The sequence below is a fragment of the Bacteroides sp. OF03-11BH genome (assembly GCF_003604005.1).
Classification (GTDB): Bacteria; Bacteroidota; Bacteroidia; order Bacteroidales; family Bacteroidaceae; genus Bacteroides; species Bacteroides ovatus.
Genome location: NZ_QTMW01000061.1, coordinates 1 through 24457 on the forward strand (window position 1 = coordinate 1; position 24457 = coordinate 24457).

Annotated in this window: 26 protein-coding genes and 1 pseudogene; 6 read left to right on the forward strand and 21 right to left on the reverse strand. The window is 43.5% G+C overall.

Annotation, left to right across the window (positions count from 1 at the left end; all coding sequences use genetic code 11):
- Positions 1-44: 44 nt before the first annotated feature.
- The 7 genes and pseudogenes from DXA54_RS25210 to DXA54_RS25240 all read right to left on the reverse strand — a co-directional run.
- Positions 45-2231 (reverse strand): annotated as a pseudogene (locus DXA54_RS25210) (conjugal transfer protein TraG); the annotation flags it as partial.
- 122 nt (positions 2232-2353) lie between these two features.
- On the reverse strand, positions 2354-2653 hold the full coding sequence (locus DXA54_RS25215) for a DUF4133 domain-containing protein (protein ID WP_005816074.1): 300 nt from the start codon (positions 2651-2653) through the stop codon (positions 2354-2356).
- Positions 2654-2701: 48 nt separating this feature from the next.
- The gene (locus DXA54_RS25220; protein WP_007837354.1) at positions 2702-3067 is read right to left on the reverse strand and encodes a DUF4134 domain-containing protein; all 366 of its coding nucleotides are present in this window, start codon (positions 3065-3067) and stop codon (positions 2702-2704) included.
- 58 nt (positions 3068-3125) lie between these two features.
- A complete protein-coding gene (locus DXA54_RS25225) occupies positions 3126-3458 on the reverse strand; it encodes a DUF4134 domain-containing protein (protein ID WP_005812854.1) in 333 nt (110 codons plus the stop codon).
- Positions 3455-3877, reverse strand: coding sequence for a hypothetical protein (locus tag DXA54_RS25230; RefSeq protein ID WP_234157215.1), 423 nt, complete (start codon positions 3875-3877; stop codon positions 3455-3457). The genes DXA54_RS25225 and DXA54_RS25230 overlap by 4 nt, the downstream gene beginning before the upstream one ends.
- A 251-nt stretch (positions 3878-4128) precedes the next feature.
- The gene (locus tag DXA54_RS25235; RefSeq protein ID WP_007837351.1) at positions 4129-4899 is read right to left on the reverse strand and encodes a metallophosphoesterase; all 771 of its coding nucleotides are present in this window, start codon (positions 4897-4899) and stop codon (positions 4129-4131) included.
- Complete coding sequence (locus DXA54_RS25240) at positions 4896-5420, reverse strand: hypothetical protein (protein WP_229037530.1); 525 nt, start codon at positions 5418-5420, stop codon at positions 4896-4898. Before DXA54_RS25240 ends, DXA54_RS25235 begins: the two co-directional genes overlap by 4 nt.
- An 82-nt stretch (positions 5421-5502) precedes the next feature.
- Here DXA54_RS25240 and DXA54_RS28760 point away from each other — a divergent pair, with 82 nt between their 5' ends.
- A complete protein-coding gene (locus tag DXA54_RS28760) occupies positions 5503-5625 on the forward strand; it encodes a hypothetical protein (protein ID WP_255518806.1) in 123 nt (40 codons plus the stop codon).
- 37 nt (positions 5626-5662) lie between these two features.
- Here DXA54_RS28760 and DXA54_RS25245 read toward each other — a convergent pair whose 3' ends face one another.
- The 10 genes from DXA54_RS25245 to DXA54_RS25295 form a co-directional block, all read right to left on the reverse strand.
- Entirely contained in the window at positions 5663-6634 is a 972-nt protein-coding gene (locus tag DXA54_RS25245; protein ID WP_005812863.1) for a hypothetical protein, read from the reverse strand.
- Between the two features lie 156 nt (positions 6635-6790).
- Positions 6791-7690, reverse strand: a complete 900-nt coding sequence (locus DXA54_RS25250) for a toprim domain-containing protein (RefSeq protein WP_005812865.1) — start codon at positions 7688-7690, stop codon at positions 6791-6793.
- 200 nt (positions 7691-7890) lie between these two features.
- A complete protein-coding gene (locus DXA54_RS25255) occupies positions 7891-8997 on the reverse strand; it encodes an AAA family ATPase (RefSeq protein WP_005812867.1) in 1107 nt (368 codons plus the stop codon).
- 2 nt (positions 8998-8999) lie between these two features.
- Positions 9000-9341: a helix-turn-helix transcriptional regulator gene (locus DXA54_RS25260; RefSeq protein WP_005812869.1), complete on the reverse strand. Its 342-nt coding sequence runs from the start codon at positions 9339-9341 to the stop codon at positions 9000-9002.
- Positions 9342-9384: 43 nt separating this feature from the next.
- A complete protein-coding gene (locus DXA54_RS25265; RefSeq protein WP_004320284.1) occupies positions 9385-9753 on the reverse strand; it encodes a helix-turn-helix domain-containing protein in 369 nt (122 codons plus the stop codon).
- 133 nt (positions 9754-9886) lie between these two features.
- A complete protein-coding gene (locus DXA54_RS25270) occupies positions 9887-10528 on the reverse strand; it encodes a hypothetical protein (RefSeq protein ID WP_005812872.1) in 642 nt (213 codons plus the stop codon).
- Positions 10529-10851: 323 nt separating this feature from the next.
- Positions 10852-12099 (reverse strand): site-specific integrase, encoded by a 1248-nt coding sequence (locus DXA54_RS25275; RefSeq protein ID WP_022231470.1) that lies wholly within the window; start codon positions 12097-12099, stop codon positions 10852-10854.
- Positions 12096-12662, reverse strand: coding sequence for a hypothetical protein (locus DXA54_RS25280; protein ID WP_005812876.1), 567 nt, complete (start codon positions 12660-12662; stop codon positions 12096-12098). Before DXA54_RS25280 ends, DXA54_RS25275 begins: the two co-directional genes overlap by 4 nt.
- 201 nt (positions 12663-12863) lie before the next feature.
- The gene (dnaK, locus tag DXA54_RS25285; protein ID WP_004302085.1) at positions 12864-14777 is read right to left on the reverse strand and encodes a molecular chaperone DnaK; all 1914 of its coding nucleotides are present in this window, start codon (positions 14775-14777) and stop codon (positions 12864-12866) included.
- Positions 14778-15105: 328 nt separating this feature from the next.
- Complete coding sequence (locus DXA54_RS25295) at positions 15106-15894, reverse strand: META domain-containing protein (RefSeq protein WP_008651324.1); 789 nt, start codon at positions 15892-15894, stop codon at positions 15106-15108.
- Positions 15895-16039: 145 nt separating this feature from the next.
- Here DXA54_RS25295 and DXA54_RS25300 point away from each other — a divergent pair, with 145 nt between their 5' ends.
- The 4 genes from DXA54_RS25300 (at position 16040) to recA (ending at position 20160) form a co-directional block, all read left to right on the forward strand.
- Positions 16040-17323: a hypothetical protein gene (locus DXA54_RS25300; protein ID WP_120080945.1), complete on the forward strand. Its 1284-nt coding sequence runs from the start codon at positions 16040-16042 to the stop codon at positions 17321-17323.
- A 97-nt stretch (positions 17324-17420) separates the two neighbouring features.
- Positions 17421-18614 carry a saccharopine dehydrogenase family protein gene (locus DXA54_RS25305; protein WP_004302080.1) on the forward strand — a complete coding sequence of 398 codons (1194 nt, stop codon included), beginning with the start codon at positions 17421-17423 and terminating at the stop codon, positions 18612-18614.
- Between the two features lie 29 nt (positions 18615-18643).
- Positions 18644-19099, forward strand: coding sequence for a thioredoxin-dependent thiol peroxidase (bcp, locus tag DXA54_RS25310; RefSeq protein WP_004302079.1), 456 nt, complete (start codon positions 18644-18646; stop codon positions 19097-19099).
- A 26-nt stretch (positions 19100-19125) separates the two neighbouring features.
- Complete coding sequence (recA, locus tag DXA54_RS25315; RefSeq protein WP_004302078.1) at positions 19126-20160, forward strand: recombinase RecA; 1035 nt, start codon at positions 19126-19128, stop codon at positions 20158-20160.
- 116 nt (positions 20161-20276) lie between these two features.
- On the opposite strand, the gene DXA54_RS25320 is transcribed toward recA, so the two are convergent.
- From DXA54_RS25320 to DXA54_RS25335, 4 genes are all read right to left on the reverse strand, one after another.
- The gene (locus tag DXA54_RS25320) at positions 20277-21269 is read right to left on the reverse strand and encodes a YeiH family protein (protein WP_004305675.1); all 993 of its coding nucleotides are present in this window, start codon (positions 21267-21269) and stop codon (positions 20277-20279) included.
- A gap of 120 nt (positions 21270-21389) precedes the next feature.
- Complete coding sequence (locus tag DXA54_RS25325) at positions 21390-21764, reverse strand: YccF domain-containing protein (protein WP_004305673.1); 375 nt, start codon at positions 21762-21764, stop codon at positions 21390-21392.
- An 18-nt stretch (positions 21765-21782) separates the two neighbouring features.
- Positions 21783-22214, reverse strand: a complete 432-nt coding sequence (locus DXA54_RS25330; RefSeq protein ID WP_074635611.1) for a DUF1810 domain-containing protein — start codon at positions 22212-22214, stop codon at positions 21783-21785.
- A 59-nt stretch (positions 22215-22273) separates the two neighbouring features.
- Positions 22274-23248, reverse strand: a complete 975-nt coding sequence (locus DXA54_RS25335) for a GNAT family N-acetyltransferase (RefSeq protein WP_120080947.1) — start codon at positions 23246-23248, stop codon at positions 22274-22276.
- A gap of 349 nt (positions 23249-23597) precedes the next feature.
- Here DXA54_RS25335 and DXA54_RS25340 point away from each other — a divergent pair, with 349 nt between their 5' ends.
- On the forward strand, positions 23598-24224 hold the full coding sequence (locus DXA54_RS25340; RefSeq protein ID WP_004302073.1) for an HU family DNA-binding protein: 627 nt from the start codon (positions 23598-23600) through the stop codon (positions 24222-24224).
- Positions 24225-24457 lie beyond the last annotated feature (233 nt).

Sequence of the window (24457 nt, forward strand, 5' to 3'; positions counted from 1 at the left end):
TCTTGCCAAAGAGATATTTACGATGCAACCTTTACGGGCGCACATAGGTACTTGATGTACTCGGCCATCAGCGGCGAGGCGATGGCTTTCCATGCCTCCTCGATGACAAGGCACTTGCGGTTCTTCTTCAGGCGCATCTTCTGCAGGAACACGTCCATGATGATGAGCGTCACGATGGGGAAGAGCTGCTTGTTCTCCTTGATGGCATCCACCTCGAAGACGATGAAGGTCTCGTCGAACAAGGTGCTATCCACGTTCTCGTTGAGAATCTTGTCGTACTTGCCGCCACGGTAGAAGTTTTGGAGCATATAGGCGAAGTTGTCGCAGTCGATGGTGGTGATGTTGTTCTCGATGCAGATCTGGTCGAGACGCTCACAGGCGAACTCATAGAATGAGTCGAAGGAGAGGGTCTTCACGCTCAATGCCATGCGCCGTTCCTCCAGTCCCTTGATGAGTTTCTCCACCTTGTCGTGTATCTGCGTCAGCTCCGTGCCGCGCCGCTTCTCCATGGTGGAGAGGTTTTTTCTCAGTGTCTCCTTCTGTGAGGAAGGATAGGGCTGCACACCGTTGAAATAGAAATCGTAATACTCCGTCACCAACTGCTCCACGACACGGAACTCCAGTTCGGGTATCTGCGTCTCCGAGCCTTTCCATATCAGCAGTATCAGGTTCTTCAGGAAGTCTATCTTCTCAATGTTCAGCTCCCGCTTGCTGATGTTGAAGGGGTTCATGGTGATGGGCTTGTCCTCCGTATAGGCGATGTACTTGCCGCCCACATACTCGCAGAGTCCCTCATACGAGTTACCCGTATCGACCATGACGATGTCGGTGTTCTGCTCCCACAACTGACGCACCACGCTGTTCATGTGGAACGACTTGCCGCTGCCCGAAGGACCCAAACAAAAAAAGTTCGAGTTGTCGGTCAGCTTCTCCTTTCCCTCCTTTCCTGTGATGTCGATGGCTACGGGCACACCTTGGCGGTCGGTATAGTATATCTTCAGCGGGGTGTCCTCATTATGCACGATGCGCTCCTTGTACATCAGACAGGTGGCGGCATCGCCGAGGGTGAGGAATCGGTCGTAGTCGGCATTCATGCCATAGCAGTTGCCGGGGAAAGAGTTGACGAACAGCTCCAACTGGTTGTAGGCCCGCTTGCTGATGTGGATGCCCATGCGCGAGAAGGAGTTTTCGAGATGGTTGGTGCATTTCTGTATGTCGGTGTCGCCGCTCACTGCCACCACGAGGTTGTAGTGGGTATAGACGAGCTGCTTGCTCTCACGGGCTATCACCTCCTGCACACGCTTGATGTCCTCTACAGCCATCAGGTTGCTGGGGTTGGGCATGGAGGCATGGCGGTTTTTCTTCTTGTCGAGTAGGGCAAGCTCACGCTTCTGGTTGGGCACGAACACCATCTGGTTGAACACCACGCAGTCGGCTCCGGGCACGCTATCGACGATGCTCACGAGATCAACGGGCATACTGGTGTTGTTCACCTCGATATTTGCGTAGGGACGGATGACCGACGGCAAGTTGGCATAATCCACATCCACAAGGCTATACACCTTGCAGCTACGGTCCCCCATGCCGATGGTCTCGTCATCGACCTTGAAGTTGGTCATCGACACCACCTTGTCACGGAAGTTCATGGAGAAGAAACGGTCCACATACTCGCAGGCTTCCGTTTTGCCGAGGAATCGGGACTTCACGCCGGCATCCCTCAGCTGGTCGTGCACCTTGCGTATCTTCACCAAGAAGTCACGCCATTTCTTGTTGTCGAACGACATCAGACGGCTCTTCTTGTTCTCCTGTGTGATGGTGAGGTAGCAGACGCTGTCGGTAAAGGGTCTGCCGTTGAAATAGCGGAAGTAACTCTCGCTCAGGAACTCATGATTTCCACCGTTCTCTTCCTTGAATGCCTTCCTCACAAACACGTCCTGCTTGTGCAGCGCATAGCCTTCGCCCAAGGTCTGGGCAAGGGCGGCGAAGAGGTGGGTGAACTCATAGTAGGCCTCGATGTTGGCGGAATACTTCTGCACAGGGTTCTCCATCTTCAGAACAGCGGAGTATTCGCCCGTCTTGGTATAGAGCACGCCGATGCCATCCACTTCCTCGATGGAGAAGTAGATGTCCTGGAAGATGCGCTTGCGCTTCCCTCCCGTGCCGAATGCCTTGACACTGATGGCCATGCCCACGCAGATGGCTGAGAATATGAGTATGATGTATAGGGTCATTGTTCTTTTTCTTTTTTAATCGCAAAAAGGCGGGCGCACCCTCATGCGTGATGCCCCCACCTCCATTCACTTACAATCATTGATAGCTTTCCACTTGGACATAATGGATTCTCTTTTTTGTTTTACACTTTCTTTGAATAGGCATAGATGAATATGCCGTTGTCACTCTTCTTGCTGTGCAAGCCCTTGCGCTGCTTCATGACGATGAGAACGCCACCGACAGCTACGGCGAGGACTAGCAGCACGAGTCCTGCCACGAAACCGAAGATGCAGTAGCCGAGGATGAAACCCGCAACGGCTCCTCCTGCGGTGGCTGCCGCCCAGTAGATGTAGCGTCCCTGCAACCCGAAGAACTCCAATGGACGTTGCAGTCCCTTGAAAATGGGATAATCCGGAAAACGCTCTTGCTTTGTATCTGCCATAACTGTCAGTGTTTTAACGTTCTACATACTCACAATCTCACGCTGCGTTTAACCTCCAATGCCGAAGAACAGAGGCAGTGCCTGGGCTGCTGCAATGAGGAAAATACATGCGCCGACGACCATCATGATCTTCTTTTTCACGTCCTGTTCCTCGTTGTTCATGGCGATGTAAACGCTTATGGCTCCGACAATTGCAACGACACCTGCAATGGCATAGCAGAGCTTCACCACGATAGGTACATACTTGGCAATCTCCTCCGTCACTGTGGTAAGCGCGGTCGTTCCTGCCGAGTAGTCGCCGGCTGCGTTCTGTGCCATTGCTGCGGTGGTGCCGACAAGCAACATCAGGGCGAGCGTTTTCATGCGCTGTGAAGAGAAGAATCCCTTCACCTTCTTGTTAATCCTTTCAAACATTCTTTTTACCTTTTAATTTGTTACACTTTGAGTTATCTTATCTCGTATCACCTGTATCTCAAATCTGATAACCGAAGAAAGCGGGGAAGACGATGGTCGCTCCTATGAGGAACAGGCAGGCTCCCACCAGCATCATGATGTTCTTCTTCACTCCTTCTTCGCCCGTATTCATCTTTATATATATCTGCAAGGCGCTGACTATGACCACGATGCCCGCCACTGCATAGCACAGATAAACGATATAGAGCATCATCGTCACGGCATAGTCATGGGCACTCGCAAGTGCGTCCGCTCCCCAGCTGTAGTCCACGTTGCCACACTTAGCACTGGCCAGAGCTGGGGTTAAAGCGGCATATAATGATAGAAATGCACTTCTTGTTTTTGACATCATATCTCATTATTGAGTGATTCCACCTTGACCATGTCACGTCCATTGTGACGAAGACCGCGGGCGATGATGGTGTTGTTCAATTCTTCCGAATACATGGGGTCGGAATAGGTGGTATTCACTTCCTCCATCTTCTTCTCGATTGCGCTTTGTATCTTTTCAAGCACATGAGGCTTGCTCTCTTCCGCAGTGGCGGCTGCCTCCTCTGTAGGCTCTGCAAGCTGCTTCTCCTCGTAGGCTGTCTCATATTGGTTGTCGCCTACGCTGAAACCACCGTCGCTCTCGCTGACCGCTATCGACTCTTCCTCGTCGGTCATGTCACTGACATCAAACGACTCGCCCTGTGACTTCTCGTCCTTGGGCTTTCCGTACAGATCCTGCACGATGATGACCGTATAGTAGATGACATAGATTATGGTCACGACAATGGCGAATATTACAAATGACTTCATATTTTCAAGTTTGATTTTACTATGGTTTGGCTTATTGCCGATGCAAAGGAACTACCTTTTCTTCAATCTTAAACCGAAATGACTTTCCGCGGAGCCAAATCTTAACTCTAATTTTGATTACACTCGCAATCATACTCAAAAATCAAACTCGAAAGGCACAAAAAAAGCCCTTCCGATAGGGAAGAGCTTGTAAAGAGGGTGGATGAAAAAAATGTGGATGGCTATATGGTCAGGTACTTGCCATGGGAGAAGTCCTGATGTTCGTTAGAGAAAACATAGCCCAACTGGTTGGACAAGCATTGGGTGTTGCCTATCCTGGCATCGATGTTGGTGTGCGAATGTCCGTATATCCAATAGTCTATGCCGCTATCGGTGATATAGTCCTCCAACTCTACGGTGAACGCCACGTTTGCCTTGCTGCCTTGAAACTTTGGGTGGAGCATACGGAACGATGGTACATGATGGGTGACAACAATCTTATGGGCTGCTTGCGAATATGCCACTGCATCCTTGATAAAGGTGAGGCAACGTTCATGCTCAGCATTGAATTGGGCATGGGTCATCAGCTCACCTTTATATAATATACGGCGGAAGTCGCTTATCACTTGCTCGGTGAAGTAAGCGTCCTCCAAAGGAATCCTCGACCAAAGGGTGGAGAGGATGATGTCGGTGTCGCCAATCCTCGCAATACCGTTGTAGTGGCTGAATACATTGGGACGTACCTCCAAGAGATAGCCGTCGGGCAGTGTCGCCACATCATAATATTTGTAGAACTCATGGTTGCCCATGCAGCAATGCACCTCCTTGTAGTTCTCCGATGCCCAGTCCCAAAAGGGATGCTTGGAGTAGTTGTCATCGCCGAGATAGCCGATGTCGCCGGCAAGCAGCAGTATGTCGCCCGTCACCTCCAAGGGGTGGGCTTTCAGATACCGCCAATTGTCGGCAAACTCCAGATGCAGGTCGGATGCGTATTGTATCTTCATATTGGTCATGCTTCTATAAACAATTCATCCAGTTGATCTAACAGTCCGGTCACAAATGCCTCGTCTTGACCGAGTGACTTTGACAATGGTTCTGCGAGAGTTGACCAGTCGGCTCTGATGGAGGCGACAAACTCCCTTATACATGCCACTATTGAAGCAGGAGCCTCAATGTTGTCCTCAGTCATTATGACCACATTTTTCAGGATGTCCGAACGGTGCTTCTTGATGTCTTTGGTGTTCACATGCTTGCCGTCCCGCTTGTCTGCCATGAGATTTAGGTAGGCTCTTGCCTTCAGTGCTATCAAGGCAGCGGAATTGGCATGGCGTATGCCATCAGTCAGTTGGCTGTGTGCGATAGTAAAGTGATAGTAATCATCGTCCATGATGATGGCACTAAGACTCGACACATCTTCATCGGTCGGGATAGGTTCTATGACAAATCCCTTTGGCTCTCCAAGCACGTCGGGGTGGCGTGACAGCAGTTCTATCATCTCGGGATAGCCGTCTTTACCATCAAGGAAACGATACATTTCATACCTTGGTGGCTCACCAGCCTCCTGTTTCCTCTTTTCAGGTCGATAGCCAGCCTCCCGCACAAACTGCCAGAAGCGATTGGCGAAAGCCTCGGTCATGTTCTCTACGATGACTATCATGTCGATGTCGTGTGTGGCGCGTGGACGCACCACGGTATTGGTCATGGTGATGTCACAGGCTGCTCCGCCTATCACCACATAGTTTTCTGAGTATTCCGCAAATGCTTCACGGAACTTGACTAATCCTTCCATTTCTGTTCACTGATTATTCGTTCTACTTCTTTTTCTACTCTCGGATCATCATCATCTCTCAACGAAAGGACAAGGGAAAGGCGATCAACCCACTGGCTTTTGTCGCCCATTTTGCTGACAACAGGGTATTTCCATACCTCTATGATATAGTTGCCGTCATAGATGTTGGGATTCTCCATGACATCAGCCGACTTGACGGCACGATATTCCTTGCTTGTCATCATTATCATCTCTTCCCGGTCACGATTAAGCATGGAATAATGTGCCAGGGCATTGATGCCGCATACGGGGTATTCCGCATCCAAGCGTATGTCATCGCAAAAGATGCGGTTCTCCACAGGTGACAGCAAGACGTTCTGAGCCTTGTCCCACAGTTCCTTGCCCTTCAACTCGAAGTGTACCACCTTGCTGCGCTGTCCGTTCTGAATCTTTTGACACAGTCCTACATCTTCAAGACAGGTGACACCCAACGTGACGCTTTCGTAAGAATATGGAAGCAACGGTGCAATATCCCTTGGCGACATTCCTTCAATACTGCCCACCTGTAGGTGATAGAGTAGTATGTATTGCGCCACAGGGGTCAATACTTCGGCAATCTTCCTGTTGCTTGTCTTCTCCAATGCTATGATGCCTGGCAGATGGGCATATTCCTCGGACATGACAAAGAAGACTCCTTTGTCTGCCAGTCTGTGTCGCTCGTAGGTGGGTCCGGGCGCAAGGATAAACACCGCAGGCAGTCCCAGGGCTTCGGTCAACCGCTTGCCCGTGATGGCGCAAGTCCGTGGAGAGGGATTGCCCTTCTTGGGCTCAACGAACAGCAGGGGCGTGCCTTGGTATGTGCCATCATAGAAACGGTATGAGAGTTTCTCGCCAACCGTGATGCCTTTCAGGCTTTCCTTGGCACGAGGTTCCACCTCAAAGCGTCTGCCCAATATCCTTATTTCTTTTTTCAATTCCATTCTGCTACATTTTAATAATGTATTAAAACGATGCAAAAATAAGGATAATAATTGAGAATCAAGCATGTTTGGGCGAAAAAGTGCAGATTTGATATGTAATTTCAATGCATTTGAGCCATTTTTGCATCAAATGATGGTGTTTTCGTCTTTATAATGTCATTCAGATGCCGTTCGTTTCTTCCTCATCAGATAGTCGTTGACATCCTTGTAGTCGGCATATCTGAAGGACTCGTCCGTCACCCTGTACTCGAATACATTGCTGATGCTCTCAACCGTCTTGCGTCCTGCCTGGTCGTTGTCGAGGAAGCAATGGATGTGGGTGTAACGGTCAAGGTAATGCAATGCCTGTTTGAGGTTGGCGACTGAGTTCAGTATCATATAGTCGCAAGGGCTTTCAACGACAAACCATCGGTCTTGCTGTTTAACGAGGGTCATATAAGCAAGGAAGTCCATGAAGCCCTCAAAGACCAGACAACCGTTTTGCCACTCGTTGAACGTATGGGCAAGCAGGGTGATGTCCTTATGCCCGATGCAGCCCTTGAAATAGGGATTGCGCACCTCATGTCCTTCACTCAGATTGCCAAAGGCAATGCCATAGTAATGTTTTTGCTCAACCTTGTAGTGTATCTCCCTGCAATACATCCTGCCAATGGTGATGTCTATCCGTCGGCTACTGAAATAGGACAGCAGAGAATGGTTGCTCAGTGGGAGCAGCTTCACATCGTTCATCTTGGTTGTCGTGTATTCCTTGGCTGCGATAGCGGTCTCGATTGCCTTATCCACAGTGGCAATACTCTTGGACGCAAGGTAGGCAAGGGCATCGGAAACGGATTGTTTGTTATACATACGCTTTACCAGCTCCACAAGGTCACCGCCCTCCTTAATGGCGTAGTCGTACCACAGGTTCTCCTTCTTGCTGACCTTGAACGATGCGGTCTTCTCGTCCCTGAAGGGTGACAGATACCAGTAGGCATTGCCCTTCTTCTTTTTCAGCGTTACATTCTCCTTGTCTAAGAAGTCTATAATGCTCAGTTTCTTCGATTGTTCAATATTCATTGTACTTTCATTTGTTCGGTTTTACTTTGTCCATGGAAACAGTTTACTTTACCCTTTCTCCTATATAGGCACACCCGTAAACTAAACCATTTGCTAAACTACTTTTCCGCTTCCCAATTCAGCCTCCGATTTCGGTTTACTTTGGCCTTATTTCTTATATATAGGTACGGACGTAAACTAAACTGGTTTCTGAACTGTTTTTATTCCTCTTCATGGAACAGGTCAATCTCGGCAGGTGTATATCCGAAATAGTAATGATTATCCCGCTTCACTATGAGCTTTTGCTCGTTAATCAGGTATTTCAGCATTTTGATGATGACGCTTCTGCCACGCTTAAAGCCAATGTCTGCATAGGCTTGCGTTAATTCCTCCACCATGCGATCGAATCCTTTGATAGGTTTCTCCTTGAATGCAGCCGTCAGCGCCTCGTTATGCTGTTCGGATGTCAAGTCTTGGTAAGTAAACCTTGACGGTTGCTTGTCACCTTCTTCCTTCTCCGGCGTGTGCTCGACAATCTCTGGCAACCCTTCCTCATTGACTGTAAAGGCAAACGGCTTGAACTCCTTCTCACGGATGTGCATCGCCTTCACCTCGCTGATGTCGGGATTGGTGGTGCTCTTGGTGATGACAAGCACCGTCTCTGCCTTGTTGTTCATCTCCGTACCGATATGCCCGCGCACGTTATTGTCGCCCTTGTTCTGATGCAATACGCAATGGATGTGCAGGTCATACTTTGATGACCATTCCATCATCTTGTTGATGACCTCGACCGATTCTCCCGCATTGTTGATGTCGAGAAGCAGGTCTCTGATTCCGTCGATGATGACCAGTCCATAGCTTTGGTCTTGGGCAAGCGCATAGTCTATGACCTCTATCCTGACGGAGGGCGTGTACTCTCTCAGACAGATAAAGTCAAGGTTCTCGTTGTCGATGCTTGTAGGTAGACCAGCGAGCTTCAGGATGCGCTCCAGCACATTATGGCAGTGATAGCGGCTCTGCTCCGTATCTACATACAGTATCTTGCGTTTCCCCTCTGGCAGACTGGCGCGATAGTTCAGTACCTTGCCGTTGGCGAGGGAAGCGGCTACCAAGGCAGACACGTTGAAGGTCTTTTTCGCCTTTGCCTTACCAGTAGAAGCACTGAAGTTGCCCAATGTGGCTATGCTGGAATTATCAACCCATATAATCTGAGGAGGTGTTTTATAAGTATCTGTTGCCTTTATCAACGATTCGCTCAATATGCGATTGAGACGCTGTACTCCTTCCTCTTTTGAGTTAGGCTGTACATGTTTGTTATTTTCTTCCATTTTCATTCTTTCGGATTATCAATTTCTATTTTCGTTACCATTCCAATGACCTCTTGTTTGTTTTGGAGCAGCCACTTGTCGATTTCTTCTCTATTAAAATACAGCATTTTTCCCCTTGGCTTATAGTGTGGAACTTCTTTTGCGGCTGTAAGTTTGTATAGCAGGCTTTCAGAAACACCAATATACTTACATGCTTCGTCAAACCCCAAGACGGTTTTGGTCTGCTTGACCATCTTCTCCAATTCCTCGATTCGCTCTATTAGTTTGTCAATAGGTCCCAAAGCCTCCAAACTGTCTTCTATTGCGACAATTCGCTCATAGAGTCTAAAATGTCTTTCATTCATGTGTCACGTACCTTAATTAAATTGTTTACAGACAGTAGCACGGTTATATTAGCCGTCTATTCTTTCTTTGTGTAGATAGTACATATTCCTCTGCTTCTCTTTGAATCTCGTTCTTCGATTTGCCCTTGGTTCCTTGAAGCCATTCATCTATCTCAGATTTGAGGAACATGATGCGTTTGCCTCTCTTGTGAAACGGTATTTCCCGATTGCTTGTCCAGCAATATATGGTATGCTCTACCGGATGTGTTGGGAGATAAGCACATAATTCAGCAACCGTAAACCATGTTTCTTCTTTTTCTGATTGAACAAGTTCATATATACCATCAATCTTGTCTTCTAATGATGACAGCTTTTTCAGTACCCCCGTTATAGCGTTGGGAATATCTTCAAATCTTATACTATTTTCTTCCATGCTAATTATTTTTTATGATTTTTGATGCAAAGTTATGGGGAGACTGTCACTAAATAGAAAAAGTAACGTGATAGTAAGGCAGTATCAACCAAACTATCACGTTTTTACTTTCATTTAGCAGAATTATTGTGATTTATTCCTCTCTTAATATCTGTTCGATGGATTTGCAGATGGCATATTGACTTGCTGTCATGGAAACGTTTCTTCTTATCCTTGAAAGAGAAGAGGAAAGACAACTTGAAGTTATGAATTTCTCTGTTCCATCCTTTTTGATACTGGTTAAGAAGCGACCTTCTCCCATGACATATTGCCAATTATTGTTTATCAAATGGTATTGAGCCATAGCGTCAAACAGTACGGCTACATTACGTACATTCTTTACACGGATAGATGCGTCCAAGTCGCACTTGAATAGGCGACACAACTCGCTACGCACATCACTGTTGTCGGCAAAATCAAATATGTCGTGACTTTGGACAAGTTCTACCAACAAATCCATCTGTCTGTCTGACAATTGGCATCCCAAAGTGAGGATGGACGATTTCTTTCGGGTAAGGATTGGCAGACCAGTACCCACATGTTGAAGAAACAACTCAATAAGTTCCTGCTTGGAATAATCTTCTTTTTTCTTGATTATTGACACACACTTAGAGTCTCTAAACAAAGTACCAATAATGCCAATTGCCATCTGTCGCGAGTTCTTACAACGTGCACAATCACAGTCAATATATTGGTGACTGCGCTCAAATAGTTCTATGAAGTACTCTGTCTTCATATGATTCTTTTCAGCTTGAAGATACCAACTTCTTGCGATCTCAAACAACTCATACAGTTCTCTGTAGAAGTCTTCTGTACACTCCACATGTTTGTGGACACGCTTGCTCTCTTCAAAAAGAGAGAAGCCAAAAAAGGCTGTCTTTTTTCATTTTTATCTGTTTATTGTTATAAATGTTTGGTTTCCACGAAAGGTTAAAGTGCCAAAACAATAGCATCATTACATAGAATGTTGAAAATGAAAGGCACTAAAAACCACCTGTACAATAAAGGACTTATTGATACAAGTGGTCTTCTATACTAAGTGCTTACAAATGATAATCACTATTCATCTATGTCCAACTTAAAAGCTTCTGTAGCTTCATCTTTCTTCTTGTCAATTACTTTTGCGTAGATTTGCGTGGTTTTTACATTGGTATGCCCTAACATTTTGCTTACGGTATATATGTCTGTACCGTTAGCCAATTGTAACGTTGCATAGGTGTGGCGGAAGCAATGAAAGGTGATGTGCTTGGTAATCCCTGATGCTTTTACCCACCGTTCCAAAGGCCTAGATATCCATGAAGGGTCAGGCAGTCCGGCAAACACCAACAGTTCTCCGTCTTTCTTGCGCTCACCGCAAAGATTGTATGCCTGTGGCGATATAGGCATGTATTCAACGCCCTTAGTCTTCTGCTGAGTGAAATTGAGACGGTACCCACCATTGTATTCTTCAACCTCTGACCATTTAAGCTTTTGAATATCGCTATGTCGCATTCCTGTCAGTGCAGAGAACAAGGCTGCCCGTTTTAGTATATCATCACACGGAGTCTTTGCCAATATATTAAGTTCTTCCAGTGACAGATACTCTCTTCGAGCACTCTGAAACATGATATTTTTAGCCTTGGCAGCAATATCACAATTCAGATAGCCATCCACGAAAGCTTGTTTGAGTGCCGCCTTGAAGATAGAGAAGTACGTCGATGCCGTATTCCTTGAAATAGTTCCTTTCTTAGAACCACCCTGCGGTGCCTTTATCAAGAAGGAACGGAATGCCTCAATATACTTCATGTCAATCTGCGAGAACTGTATGTAGTCACACTTGGCAAACATTGACAACAGTGTGTGCAATCTGCGCCAGTTGACAACTATCGATTCTGACGCAGTTTCCTCTCTTTCTTTGATTAACTTCTCAATATACTCCAGAACATTGCATTTTGAGCGTTCGCTTTGTTCTGCCATTTCCATTTGCTGGTCAGTAAAGAGAGCCATGTTGTCGTACTCTTTTTGACGCAGGACTCGAACGCCATCCGCATAAAGGCAAGTTTCCATATCTTGCTTGGATTTACACTGAATAACGCCATTGTCATCTCGCTTGGGCTTGTACTTTATTCTACCAGCAACGGCTCGCTCGCTTCGTCGTTTATCCCATATAGGGGTAGTAATAGACCTCCTGAGATATTCACGCACTCGTTTGGGTTTGTCATTTCCCGTCTCATAAACAGGATAAGCTTCAAGATAGATGAACCACTCATCTCTCCACTCACTTTTCTTTAATTTGACGGAGACTTTAGTATAATCTAATCTTTTCATAATGGTTTTATATCTTTATAAAGTTTGTCTATTGATTCCTTGTGAGCATACACATAATTACCGATTTGCCGGGTCGGTATTGAGTATTTTCGTATATGAGCATACACGGTGCTGTCATCCAGATGAAATTTCTTGGAAATCTCACCTATTGTATAGCAATCCTCTGGTTCCATGCGGTACATGGTAACTGGTTTCCTTGGCTTGGTGTCAAGCGGAGACTGTCTTAACGGAAACAGATTCATTAGTTCTCCTTTGCATACAAGTCGTATTCCTTTCTCTGGCTCAATGAAGGAAATCTTTTTCATGTAGATGAGCCTATAAATGGTTGAGCGGCTTGCACCAAACATAGCATACGCTTCCGTTATGCTGATATACTCTTTAGACTTGGGCATATTGCTTACAATCTTGTCCAGTTCAAGTTGGCGTTTTTCTTCATCATGCTTACGCTTCCACGCCACCTTGGAGCATTTGGGTGAACAATACCAGGACTCCAAAGTCCTTGCGAAGAACTCTTCTCCGCACACAGGACATTTCCGTACTATCTTATACTTTGCTACTGCCATAATTCATTCATTTTGTAGTTCTTAATATCTATTCTTCTCATCATATCTACTTTTTCTTACAGGTACAAATAAGGTACAGATGTTTATAATAATAACGCAAAGATAGCAATATTATTGTGTACGGCCAAAAACAAGAAAAGCGTGTAACTCATTGAGCTACACGCTTTCCATTTGATATTGTATTCTTATTTCTCTATGTGCTTATTTCACTTCTTCGAAGTCAGCATCCTGAACGTTATCCCCGTGTTTGCTGTTATCTTGCTGGCCAGCACCACCATTCATATCAGGACCAGCCTGTGCTCCACCTTGTGCACCGCTCTGTGCATACATTTCAGCACTTGCAGCCTGGAAAGCAGTATTGATTTCTGCCATAGCAGTATCAATAGCAGCCAAATCCTGTGCCTTGTGAGCATCTTTCAATTTCTGCAAAGCAGCTTCAATCGGAGCTTTCTTATCAGCAGGCAACTTATCACCTAATTCTTTCAACTGATTTTCAGTAGAGAAGATTACGCTGTCAGCCTGGTTCAGCTTGTCGATCTTTTCACGTTCTTTCTTATCTGCTTCAGCATTAGCTTCAGCTTCAGCCTTCATCTTTTCGATTTCTTCCTTGCTCAAACCGCTGGATGCTTCAATACGGATAGCCTGTTCTTTACCGGTAGCCTTATCTTTTGCAGATACTTTCAAGATACCGTTGGCATCGATATCAAATGTAACCTCAATTTGAGGAACACCACGACGAGCCGGAGCAATACCTGTCAAGTTGAACTGACCGATTGATTTGTTCTGTGCAGCCATCGGACGTTCTCCCTGTAATACGTGGATAGTAACTTCCGTCTGGTTATCGGCAGCAGTAGAGAATGTTTCACTCTTACGAGCCGGGATGGTAGTGTTAGCATCGATCAACTTAGTCATTACACCACCCAGTGTTTCGATACCCATTGACAACGGAGTAACATCCAACAATACCACACCTTTGATTTCGTCTGTCAACACAGCACCTTGTACAGCAGCACCAATTGCTACCACTTCATCCGGATTCACACCTTTAGAAGGAGCCTTGCCGAAGAAATCCTCTACCAATTTCTGAACAGCCGGAATACGTGAAGAACCACCAACAAGGATTACTTCATCAATATCAGCATTGTTCAAACCTGCATCACTCATTGCCTTCTTACATGGTTCAAGACAAGCCTGAATCAATTCGTGAGCCAAAGATTCGAATTTTGCACGAGTCAAAGTCTTCACCAAGTGCTTAGGCACACCACCCACCGGCATGATATACGGCAAGTTGATTTCTGTACTTGTAGAAGAGGAAAGCTCAATCTTAGCTTTTTCAGCAGCTTCTTTCAGACGTTGCAAAGCCATCGGATCCTGAGTCAAGTCAGCACCTTCGTCGTTCTTGAATTCCTGTACCAACCAATTGATGATTACCTGGTCGAAGTCATCACCACCCAGGTGAGTGTCACCATTTGTAGAAAGTACTTCAAACACACCACCACCAAATTCGAGGATAGAGATATCGAATGTACCACCACCAAGGTCGAATACAGCAATCTTCATATCTTTGTGAGCCTTATCCAGACCGTAAGCAAGAGCTGCGGCTGTCGGTTCGTTTACAATACGTTTTACTTCCAGACCAGCAATCTGTCCGGCTTCCTTAGTAGCCTGACGTTGAGAGTCGGAAAAATATGCAGGAACGGTGATAACTGCTTCTGTTACTTCCTGACCGAGATAGTCTTCGGCAGTTTTCTTCATTTTCTGAAGAATCATTGCAGAAATTTCCTGCGGAGTGTACAGACGTCCGTCGATGTCAACACGCGGAGTGTTATTATCACCTTTCACAACTTTATAAGGAACACGAGTCACCTCCTTCTGTACCTGATCCCAAGTTTCACCCATGAAACGTTTGATAGAGAAGATTGTACGTGTAGGGTTCGTAATAGCCTGACGTTTTGCAGGATCACCCACCTTACGTTCACCGCCATCTACGAAAGCGACAACAGAAGGAGTCGTACGTTTACCTTCACTGTTTGCAATTACTACAGGTTCGTTACCTTCGAATACGGCAACACAAGAGTTTGTAGTTCCTAAGTCAATACCAATAATTTTTCCCATGATCGTTATTTTTTTATTTATTATTTATTCATTGATTTCTTTTTGTCCGGTTGTTTCTCCGGCTCTTATCAAGGAGCCTCGTCGCGAACGGACGCTTACTAAAAAGCAAACCGTGTGCCAAAAAGAAATTATACGAATGCATGACATAATATCTGCCAAAAAGACAGTTTTAATAAATAAACACTGCTGACATAGTCATATTCAAAGCCAGTCAGCAACTGTTTCTTTAAACAAATACAGACGACTCTGGTTCGATGAAAGAAAAAAAATATGCCTGTGTCGTCATGTGCGACACAGGCATATCCTATTATATAGATCGATCTATTTATTACTTTTCCAGCACGATGACCAATGCACCATTTGCATCATACAAGCCAATGCCGCCACCGGACAACACATCGAATGACTTCACCTCATTGATAGCTTTCAGCACCTTACCTTCTGTTTCCATGTCCGGACAAGCCATCATTGTGCTCGCTACTCCCGGAAAAGAAATTGATTTGGCATTGCTGGTACTGGTTTCAAAACCGCCATTAATCAAATTACATCCGGCATTGCCATGAATTGTCTTTTTCTTCACATCAAAAGCAATGAAAGGTTGTTTTTCCATTCCGGAAGGAATTGCTTCACCATTCACTTCTTTTATTTTCCATTCTCCATTCAAAACCGAAAGTTTCACATCAGCCTCCTTCTTTTGTAGAACGACAACCGGACGGTTGGACGAATTGCAAAGATACACTTTGTCCTTACCTGCCTTCTTATATCCTTTTACCTGCGCAAAAGCATTCAATACATTATTTTCAGTAGTCATATCCGGACACATCATCCGGGTACTAGCCATTCCTGTAAGTTCAAGACTTCCCGGCTTCGCATTTACATCGAAGCTACCCATCATCCGATTACAGCCGCTATTGCCGGACACACGACCGGTTGCTGTATCAAAAGCGATAAAAGGAAGGGATTTACTTTCGCCCGGAGTTATTTTCGAGCCATTGACTTCTATGATATTCCATTCACCATTGATAGACGACAGGGAAATTGCCTTCTCAACCGAACGGCACGAAGACATTGCAAGTGCTGCACCAGCAATGCAAATTGAAACAAATACTTTCTTCATATTGTTATAACGTTTAAGTTAAAATCGAGGGCAAAGATATCAAAAAGATTGGAAAATAACATCCAATGCAACATAAAATATATACATTTGCCAGTAAATGTACAACAAACGAACAATTTACATAGTTCACTTAAAGTAAACAAATATGAGAATAATTGTCCTGTCTTTGATTCTATTCTACTGTGGTACGTCTCCTATCATAGCCCAAAGTGATTACATCGTCACTACTCCTTCTGCACAGGAAATCCCTGTAGGCCAAGAAGAACAGTTTATCAAAAGTAACTTTCCGTTGCTACCGCTGGGCAAATGGACACCCGGAATGAAATTTATGTTCGTTCCATCTCCACGGAGCATGTTCCTTCCCACCCTTTTCAGCTACGAGACCGAGAAAGGGGTAGACAACAGCCTGCTGAAACATAAAATACTCACTTTCACGGGAACTGAAGAGAAAGCTCAGAATATCCCTAACGGGACTAACTACTCCACTCGCTTCATCTTCGAATGTGAGGGAGGAAAATATTATTATGAGATAAAGAATATGCGGCTGGAGGAGATCTCCGAAAAGGCTCCCCGTGCCGGCATCAACGGATTGGTTTATTTGAAGGATGTGGATACTGCTAAAGAGCTGTTGGTAGGAAAAACAGTCTATATACAAGCAGAAAGTGTCCGGATAGACGATGCCAACAATTATTCCGGCTACCGGGATATAGCCATTCCCGTCAATACGGAAGCAACGATTACCGCTATCGGAGTCGGCAGTCAGGCATATCCGGCAAAAATCGTATTCAAAGATATGCAGGGACATTCTTATTATCTGGAAGTTGCCCTCTCACGAACAAACTCCGGCATGGACCTGAATGATTTTCAAGGAGAAAAGAGAATGAAGTATTTCTCAAATGCATTCAGTTTCACCAATAAGAGTCTAGGCACTATCGAAAGCCTGAAAAATAAATATATGGGAATGACAGTTTATCCTAAAAAGGTGCTGCCAGCCAAAAGAATCATATCATTTGAAGACAAGCAGACCGAATCACGCGTTCACCTGCCCCGATATACAGTTCTGCAAATCAAAGACATTAGATTATCTCCTCCCGGCAGTCTGGCTATTCTCTCATTAGAAGACAATGACGGAGCGATCTATGAATTGGAAACCGATCTGAAATATGATGTTATCGTCAGAAATGAAAATTATATCGAAGACTTTTTCGGATTCGAAGATATACATAAAAAATATCCGGGTATCACAGAAAATCGTTGGCAGATTATCTCCCGGGGAGATCTGGAGACGGGTATGAGTACAGTGGAATGCCGTTTGTCCATTGGTGATCCGATAGAAATCGAGCTAAAAAAAGACAATCGTTTCGAAACTTGGTTTTACAATGGCAAAACGCTGGAATTTGAAAATGGAACCTTGCAGCGTTACAAATAAAAAGGAGTAGCTGCGAATGATTATCTGAAAATAATCACGTATATTTGCAAAGCTAACAATTCCAATATTCTTAATATTTTAATTCGCAATTAACGAAATGGGTAGAGTTCTTATTATTGGTGCGGGCGGTGTTGGCACTGTCGTTGCGCACAAAGTGGCACAAAATGCCGATGTATTTACAGATATCATGATTGCCAGCCGTACGAAAGAGAAATGCGATAAAATCGTCGAGGCAATAGGTAACCCCAATATAAAAACAGCTAAAGTTGATGCAGACAATGTAGATGAGCTGGTAGCCTTATTCAACGATTTCAAACCGGAAATGGTGATTAATGTGGCTCTCCCTTATCAGGATCTGACTATTATGGAAGCTTGTCTGAAAGCTGGAGTGAACTATCTGGACACCGCTAACTACGAGCCGAAGGATGAAGCTCACTTTGAATACAGTTGGCAATGGGCTTATCACGATCGCTTCAAAGAAGCAGGTTTGACAGCTATTCTCGGTTGCGGATTCGACCCGGGAGTAAGTGGCATCTATACCGCTTATGCAGCTAAACATTATTTTGATGAGATTCAATATCTGGACATTGTAGACTGTAATGCGGGTAACCACCATAAAGCATTTGCTACGAACTTCAATCCGGAAATCAACATCCGCGAAATTACGCAGAACGGACGCTATTATGAAAATGGCAAATGGGTAACTACCGGTCCGCTGGAAATTCATAAAGACCTGACATATCCGAACATCGGTCCGCGTGATTCTTATCTTCTTTATCACGAAGAACTAGAGTCATTGGTGAAACATTACCCGACAATCAAACGTGCACGTTTCTGGATGACTTTCGGACAAGAGTATTTAACCCACTTACGCGTTATCCAAAACATCGGTATGGCACGAATCGACGAAGTTGATTACAACGGAGTGAAGATTGTGCCGCTGCAATTCTTGAAAGCTGTATTGCCTAACCCGCAGGATTTAGGAGAAAACTACGAAGGAGAAACCTCTATCGGTTGTCGTATCCGCGGTTTGAAAGATGGCAAGGAACGTACTTATTATGTATACAACAATTGCAGCCATCAGGAAGCTTACCGGGAAACAGGTATGCAAGGAGTGAGCTACACCACCGGAGTTCCGGCAATGATCGGAGCCATGATGTTCTTCAAAGGTGAGTGGAAGCGTCCGGGTGTAAACAACGTAGAAGAGTTCAATCCGGATCCGTTTATGGAACAACTCAACAAGCAAGGTCTTCCCTGGCATGAAGAGTTCGACAAAAATCTGGAATTATAAGAGTAGACTTGTTCATTAAAAAGATAGTTATGATAAACGTAGGAGATAAAGCACCGGAAATCTTAGGCATCAATGAAAAAGGCGAAGAAATCCGTTTAAGTGCTTATAAAGGAAAAAAGATTGTGTTGTACTTCTACCCGAAGGACAGTACATCAGGGTGCACGGCACAAGCGTGTAATCTGCGCGACAACTATTCCGAACTACGTAAAGCCGGCTATGAAGTAATCGGTGTCAGCGTAGACAATGAAAAGTCGCACCAGAAATTTATCGAAAAGAACAATCTTCCTTTTACCCTGATTGCCGACACTGACAAAAGGTTAGTGGAAGAGTTTGGAGTATGGGGAGAAAAGAAACTGTACGGACGTGCTTACATGGGTACTTTCCGCACTACTTTCCTGATTAATGAAGAAGGAATCGTAGAACGGATTATCACTCCCAAAGAAGTGAAGACCAAGGAACATGCCTCACAGATTTTAAATCAATAACTCCATTAATTATATAAGAATAAGGTATGGCAAAGAAAGATGAACTTAATTTTGAAACAGATAATAAAATGGCATCAAGCGAAAAACTAAAAGCCTTACAGGCTGCCATGGAAAAGATAGAAAAGAGCTTCGGTAAAGGTTCTATCATGAAAATGGGTGATGATAGTGTTGAACAAGTAGAAGTGATCCCGACAGGCTCTATTGCCTTGAACGTGGCACTTGGTGTTGGAGGTTACCCTAGAGGTAGAATCATCGAAATCTATGGCCCGGAGTCTTCCGGTAAAACAACATTGGCTATCCACGCCATTGCTGAAGCACAAAAGGCCGGCGGTATCGCTGCTTTTATTGATGCCGAACACGCTTTCGACCGTTTCTACGCATCTAAACTGGGAGTGAACATTGATGATCTTTATATCTCTCAACCGGACAACGGAGAACAGGCTTTGGAAATTGCAGAACAACTGATCCGTTCTTCTGCTATCGACATCATCGTTATCGACTCTGTAGCCGCACTGACCCCTAAAGCGGAAATCGAAGGTGACATGGGTGACAACAAGGTAGGTCTTCAGGCACGTTTGATGTCTCAGGCACTCCGTAAGTTGACAGCTGCTGTGAGCAAGACACGTACGACTTGTATTTTCATCAACCAGCTGCGTGAGAAGATCGGCGTTATGTTCGGTAACCCGGAAACAACGACTGGTGGTAACGCATTGAAATTCTATGCTTCTGTACGTCTGGATATCCGTGGTAGCCAACCTATCAAAGATGGTGAAGAGATTCTTGGTAAACTGACCAAAGTGAAAGTAGTGAAGAACAAAGTAGCGCCTCCTTTCCGCAGAGCTGAATTTGACATCATGTTCGGTGAAGGTATCTCCCACTCCGGAGAAATCATCGACTTGGGTGCTGACTTGGGAATCATCAAAAAGAGCGGTTCATGGTATAGCTACAACGATACTAAGTTAGGACAAGGGCGTGATGCCGCTAAACAATGCATTATGGATAATCCTGAATTGGCAGAAGAACTGGAAGGACTGATTTTTGAAGAATTGAAGAAGAAATAAATAGCTTTAGATCTGTTTATCCGTAGGCTGAAAGCTAAGTAAACAAAGGTGGGAGAAAGTCATTTACGATCATTCTCCCACCTTTTTCTTTTTTATATCATTCTCTCTTTTATCCCTTATACAAAATAAATGTATGCCAATGTACTCAAGCTGATAATTATCCAAAGCAATATTCCTTGAATCAGAGGTTTAATTCCAACGGCTTTCAAAACATCAATAGAAAGAGAAGCACCGATGAAGAACATAGTTATCGTCAAAGTCTTACGGGCAATACCGTTGATAGCTGCTCCTAATTGTGGCACTCCATCCAGTAAATAAGTATTTACCACCAATGCCAATACGAAGAAGAGGATAAACCATGGAATACTTATCTTTTGTCCTTTACTCTTGAAAATAAAGGAAGTAGCAAAAGCCATCGGGATAATCCAAAGAGCACGGGTCAATTTGATAGTAGTAGCCACTTTTAATGCTTCTTCACCATAGGCAGCTCCCGCGCCTACTACAGAACTGGTATCATGAATGGCAATAGCTGCCCATGTTCCAAACTGTTGTTGATCCATATTCAATGCATGACCAATGGCAGGGAAAATGAAAAGTGCAATAGCGTTCAGGATAAAGATTGTACCTAATGCCACAGACATTTCACTGTCCTTCGCTTTCAACACCGGTCCCACTGCTGCGATAGCACTACCACCACAGATAGCGGTTCCCGAACTGATAAGATAAGCTGTATTCCGATCTATTTTAAACAATTTACGTCCGATGAACCAGCCAATTACCAATGTTCCGATTACTGAAATGACCGTAAATTCCATACCTTCCTTACCGGAAGCTAAAGCAGAATGAAGGTTCATACCGAATCCCAATCCTACTACTGAATATTGCAACAGATATTTCGATGTTTTCTTATTAAACTTTGGATGTGCTTGTCCGCAAGTTAATGCAAAAATAAGTCCGAGGAACAAAGCAACGGGAGGAGTTACCCAAGCCGACCATGCTTCCAATCCCGGAATATAGTCTAAAAACAGGAAGAAAGTCAGAGTGGAAAGCAGCGCAATATAAATCATCTTATTATTTGCCTGCAAAGTTTTTGTAGCTGTTGAAATCATATCTTTTTGTCTTTAATCGTTTTCCGGGTGCAAAGGTACGGTAAACAATCAAGACCCACCAATAGTTTCTAATTATGCATTATAACTTTTAATTATAGGCATACTCTCTCCCAACTACTCTTACACTGTTACAATGTCTTTCCCAAAAGGCGATAATGCCAAAGATGCCAACTTGAAGTGTTGCAATCCAAAAGGGATTCCGATAATGGTAATGCACAATATAGCCCCGAAAACCAAATGTGACAGACAGATCCAAATGCCACCCAGAAATATCCACAGGATATTCATCAATATATAGAGGCAGCCACCGGAACGGTTCCCACTTCTGACTTCTTTACCGAAAGGCCATAAAGCAAGTCCGGCCAACTTCAATGTTTGCATCCCAAAAGGAATGCCGATAATGGTCAGCATCATCAATAAACTCGAAATGAGGTATTCGACAGCAGTAAAGATACCACCAAGCAGCAGCCACAATAGATTCATTAAACAGCCCATATAAAATAGTATTAGTTATTATTCCAATTTTCTTTTTGTTGTCTCATCCACTTTACCCTGAAAATAATGGTCGATCACTTGCTGAAACAAATCATCCGAAGCAACTTCATTAAAAAGCGTCATGCATGACAATACTTTCATCGCATCTAACGAACCGAAAACTTCCTGCGCCGTTTTATTTTTCAAATGAAGAAAAACAGACGTTATTTCACGAAGTCTTTCTCCCAAAATTGGATGGGCAAGATATGCTTCAGCCTCTTCTTTGCCGCTAAGGCCATAATACTGTGAATTATAACTCATGCCCAATCCTTTCAGTTGAGGAAATATATACCAAATCCAATGGGAATATTTCCGCCCGTTTCTAACTTCTGCAAGGGCTTGTTCATAATCACCTCGCTGGGCATCTAAAAATCGTTGTAAGTTATAGTCAGTCATAGATACTTCTCGCATTTTTTTAAGTTATCATACTTTCAGGAGATAACAGAATCAAATAAGTGATTTATTTCGAATCACAGCACTTTTTTCAATTCTATTAAAGCCGAGACTTCGTTTTCCTTATTAATGTACTTCTCTATTTCATAGGGTTTATATCCTAATTTAGTATATAACAGAAGCCCACTCGTATTAGCATCAAAACAAGACAAATGAAGCTCCGATACATTATATTTCTTTTTCCCAATATCTTCCATAGCATTTATCAGAAATGTGCCAACGCCACGATTACGAAAACAAGGACTTACTATTACATTTCCAATAGCACAATATTGAGATTCTCTTACCTCATAGAAATTTGCAAACCCTACTACTTCATTATTAAATAAAACAACAGTCGAATCAAATCTATCTTTTATTGTATTCTTTAATTGATTGATTACTAAAGGAAAATCAGCTTTAGGAAACATAAAAAACAGTTCCTGCTTGTTTCGAGGTAATTTACAAACAGTTTCTAAATCGTCAAACGTAAAATCTCTATAAGTAAGTTTTTCTTTTTCCATAATAATCATGCTGATACCCTCCATTTCTTTTCTACATACAATATTATAACCGACTTTGCTATATAGATGCAAAGTATTGGGTGTCTCTTCGCCTGTAAAAAGAGAAAACGTATGACAGTGGGGAAATAACCGTTCTATTTCAGTCATAAGTTCTCTACCTATACCTTTATTCTGAAAATCGGGATGCACTATCAATTTACCAATATGACATACTCTATTTTCATCCATACGTCCCCTGACAGAACCTACAATCTGTCCATCATCTGATACGTATTTTAGAATAATGCCTGTCTGATACTCATCACAAATCTCATCCTGATTTTGCAACAAAGGGGGAAGATCGAATTTATTCATTCGTTCGGCCACCACCATAAAAGATTTCTTTTGCAAAGATAAAATGTTTACCAAATCATTTTCTTCAGCTTGCATGATATTAGTATGACTCATAATATTACAAATATACACTTTTCTAAAAACTAACAGAAGCATTGCATCCACTTTTTAGGAAATAATATATTAAGCATTAAATCCCGTTATATCCTTTCTCTTTAATCATCTTCATTCCCTCCCAAACTATTAATAGAAAACTTCTTCTTTATTAAGGATAAACTTCTTTTTGTCAAATAGAAAACTTATCTTTGTATAAGAGTAAACTATAAATGCAAGCTTTGATTATAAAAATGAAAGCTTTGTTTTTATAAACGCAAGCTTCAATTATAAAAACAAAAGTTGCATTTATAGTTTATAATTAATCAAAAGGAACTTTACTATTAGAAGAAAGGAAGTTTGCCTCTAATACAAAAGAACTTATCTATTAATACTTTAAACAATAGATGATATGGCAAGATATATCATAGAGGAGATGCCCGATCTTCAGAAAACAGGCAAAAGAATTACTTATCCTAAATTTGCGCGGATAGATAATACAAGCATAAAAGAGTTGGCGCAACGAGTTGGTGACGTCAGTGGATTCAGTGCAGGAGACATAGAAGGCGTACTACTTCAGACCGCCATTGAAATGGCGCATTTGATGGCAGAAGGACGCTCGGTAAAGATAGACGGAATAGGAACGTTTACTCCCTCTCTCACTTTAGGCAGAGACAAGGAGCGGGAAGATCCAGAAGAAGGGGGGAGTCATCGCAACGCACAAAGTATCTTTATAGGAGGTGTAAATTTCCGGGTAGACCGAGAAATGGTGAGAAATATCAGCGAAAGATGCCAACTGGAAAGAGCACCCTGGAAAAAGCAACGATCCTCTAATAAATTCACATCGGAACAACGACTGGCATTAGCTCTAAAGTATCTGGATGAACATCCCTTCCTGACCGTTTGGGAATATCGCAAACTAACAGGATTGTTGCAAACAGCAGCAACCAACGAACTAAGACAGTGGGGACATCAACCGGATTCTGGAATAGAAATCACAGGAAGAGGAGCACACAGGGTATATATAAAGAAAAAATAGTCGAACGAAGAGGATAACAGTATGAGAAATACCCCGAAAATAGATGAGAAATAACTGTTTTGAGGCCTATTTCACTAAAGAAACTATGAGAAATAGGCTTTCTCAAAACGTTTCTCATTCAGTAATTATCTGATTATAAGATTATTATAAAATAATTATGAGAATATGAGAAATGAAAATCATTTTTCTGGTTCTTCGTCAAATTTGGTGGTACTTCTTCTATTGTGAATAAA

Bases quoted from the DNA above. Each gene is read 5' to 3' on its own strand.
- DXA54_RS25255 (WP_005812867.1), bottom strand. From the start codon at position 8,997: ATGGAAGAAAATAACAAACATGTACAGCCTAACTCAAAAGAGGAAGGA.
- recA (WP_004302078.1), top strand. From the start codon at position 19,126: ATGGCAAAGAAAGATGAACTTAATTTTGAAACAGATAATAAAATGGCA.
- DXA54_RS25265 (WP_004320284.1), bottom strand. From the start codon at position 9,753: ATGGAAGAAAATAGTATAAGATTTGAAGATATTCCCAACGCTATAACG.
- DXA54_RS25340 (WP_004302073.1), top strand. From the start codon at position 23,598: ATGGCAAGATATATCATAGAGGAGATGCCCGATCTTCAGAAAACAGGC.
- DXA54_RS25240 (WP_229037530.1), bottom strand. From the start codon at position 5,420: ATGTATCGTTTCCTTGATGGTAAAGACGGCTATCCCGAGATGATAGAA.
- DXA54_RS25245 (WP_005812863.1), bottom strand. From the start codon at position 6,634: ATGGAATTGAAAAAAGAAATAAGGATATTGGGCAGACGCTTTGAGGTG.
- DXA54_RS25330 (WP_074635611.1), bottom strand. From the start codon at position 22,214: ATGCGAGAAGTATCTATGACTGACTATAACTTACAACGATTTTTAGAT.
- DXA54_RS25215 (WP_005816074.1), bottom strand. From the start codon at position 2,653: ATGGCAGATACAAAGCAAGAGCGTTTTCCGGATTATCCCATTTTCAAG.
- DXA54_RS25280 (WP_005812876.1), bottom strand. From the start codon at position 12,662: ATGGCAGTAGCAAAGTATAAGATAGTACGGAAATGTCCTGTGTGCGGA.
- DXA54_RS25320 (WP_004305675.1), bottom strand. From the start codon at position 21,269: ATGATTTCAACAGCTACAAAAACTTTGCAGGCAAATAATAAGATGATT.
- bcp (WP_004302079.1), top strand. From the start codon at position 18,644: ATGATAAACGTAGGAGATAAAGCACCGGAAATCTTAGGCATCAATGAA.
- DXA54_RS25270 (WP_005812872.1), bottom strand. From the start codon at position 10,528: ATGAAGACAGAGTACTTCATAGAACTATTTGAGCGCAGTCACCAATAT.
- DXA54_RS25225 (WP_005812854.1), bottom strand. From the start codon at position 3,458: ATGATGTCAAAAACAAGAAGTGCATTTCTATCATTATATGCCGCTTTA.
- DXA54_RS25220 (WP_007837354.1), bottom strand. From the start codon at position 3,067: ATGTTTGAAAGGATTAACAAGAAGGTGAAGGGATTCTTCTCTTCACAG.
- dnaK (WP_004302085.1), bottom strand. From the start codon at position 14,777: ATGGGAAAAATTATTGGTATTGACTTAGGAACTACAAACTCTTGTGTT.
- DXA54_RS25260 (WP_005812869.1), bottom strand. From the start codon at position 9,341: ATGAATGAAAGACATTTTAGACTCTATGAGCGAATTGTCGCAATAGAA.
- DXA54_RS25300 (WP_120080945.1), top strand. From the start codon at position 16,040: ATGAGAATAATTGTCCTGTCTTTGATTCTATTCTACTGTGGTACGTCT.
- DXA54_RS25250 (WP_005812865.1), bottom strand. From the start codon at position 7,690: ATGAATATTGAACAATCGAAGAAACTGAGCATTATAGACTTCTTAGAC.
- DXA54_RS25295 (WP_008651324.1), bottom strand. From the start codon at position 15,894: ATGAAGAAAGTATTTGTTTCAATTTGCATTGCTGGTGCAGCACTTGCA.
- DXA54_RS25305 (WP_004302080.1), top strand. From the start codon at position 17,421: ATGGGTAGAGTTCTTATTATTGGTGCGGGCGGTGTTGGCACTGTCGTT.
- DXA54_RS25335 (WP_120080947.1), bottom strand. From the start codon at position 23,248: ATGCTTCTGTTAGTTTTTAGAAAAGTGTATATTTGTAATATTATGAGT.
- DXA54_RS25325 (WP_004305673.1), bottom strand. From the start codon at position 21,764: ATGGGCTGTTTAATGAATCTATTGTGGCTGCTGCTTGGTGGTATCTTT.
- DXA54_RS25275 (WP_022231470.1), bottom strand. From the start codon at position 12,099: ATGAAAAGATTAGATTATACTAAAGTCTCCGTCAAATTAAAGAAAAGT.
- DXA54_RS25235 (WP_007837351.1), bottom strand. From the start codon at position 4,899: ATGACCAATATGAAGATACAATACGCATCCGACCTGCATCTGGAGTTT.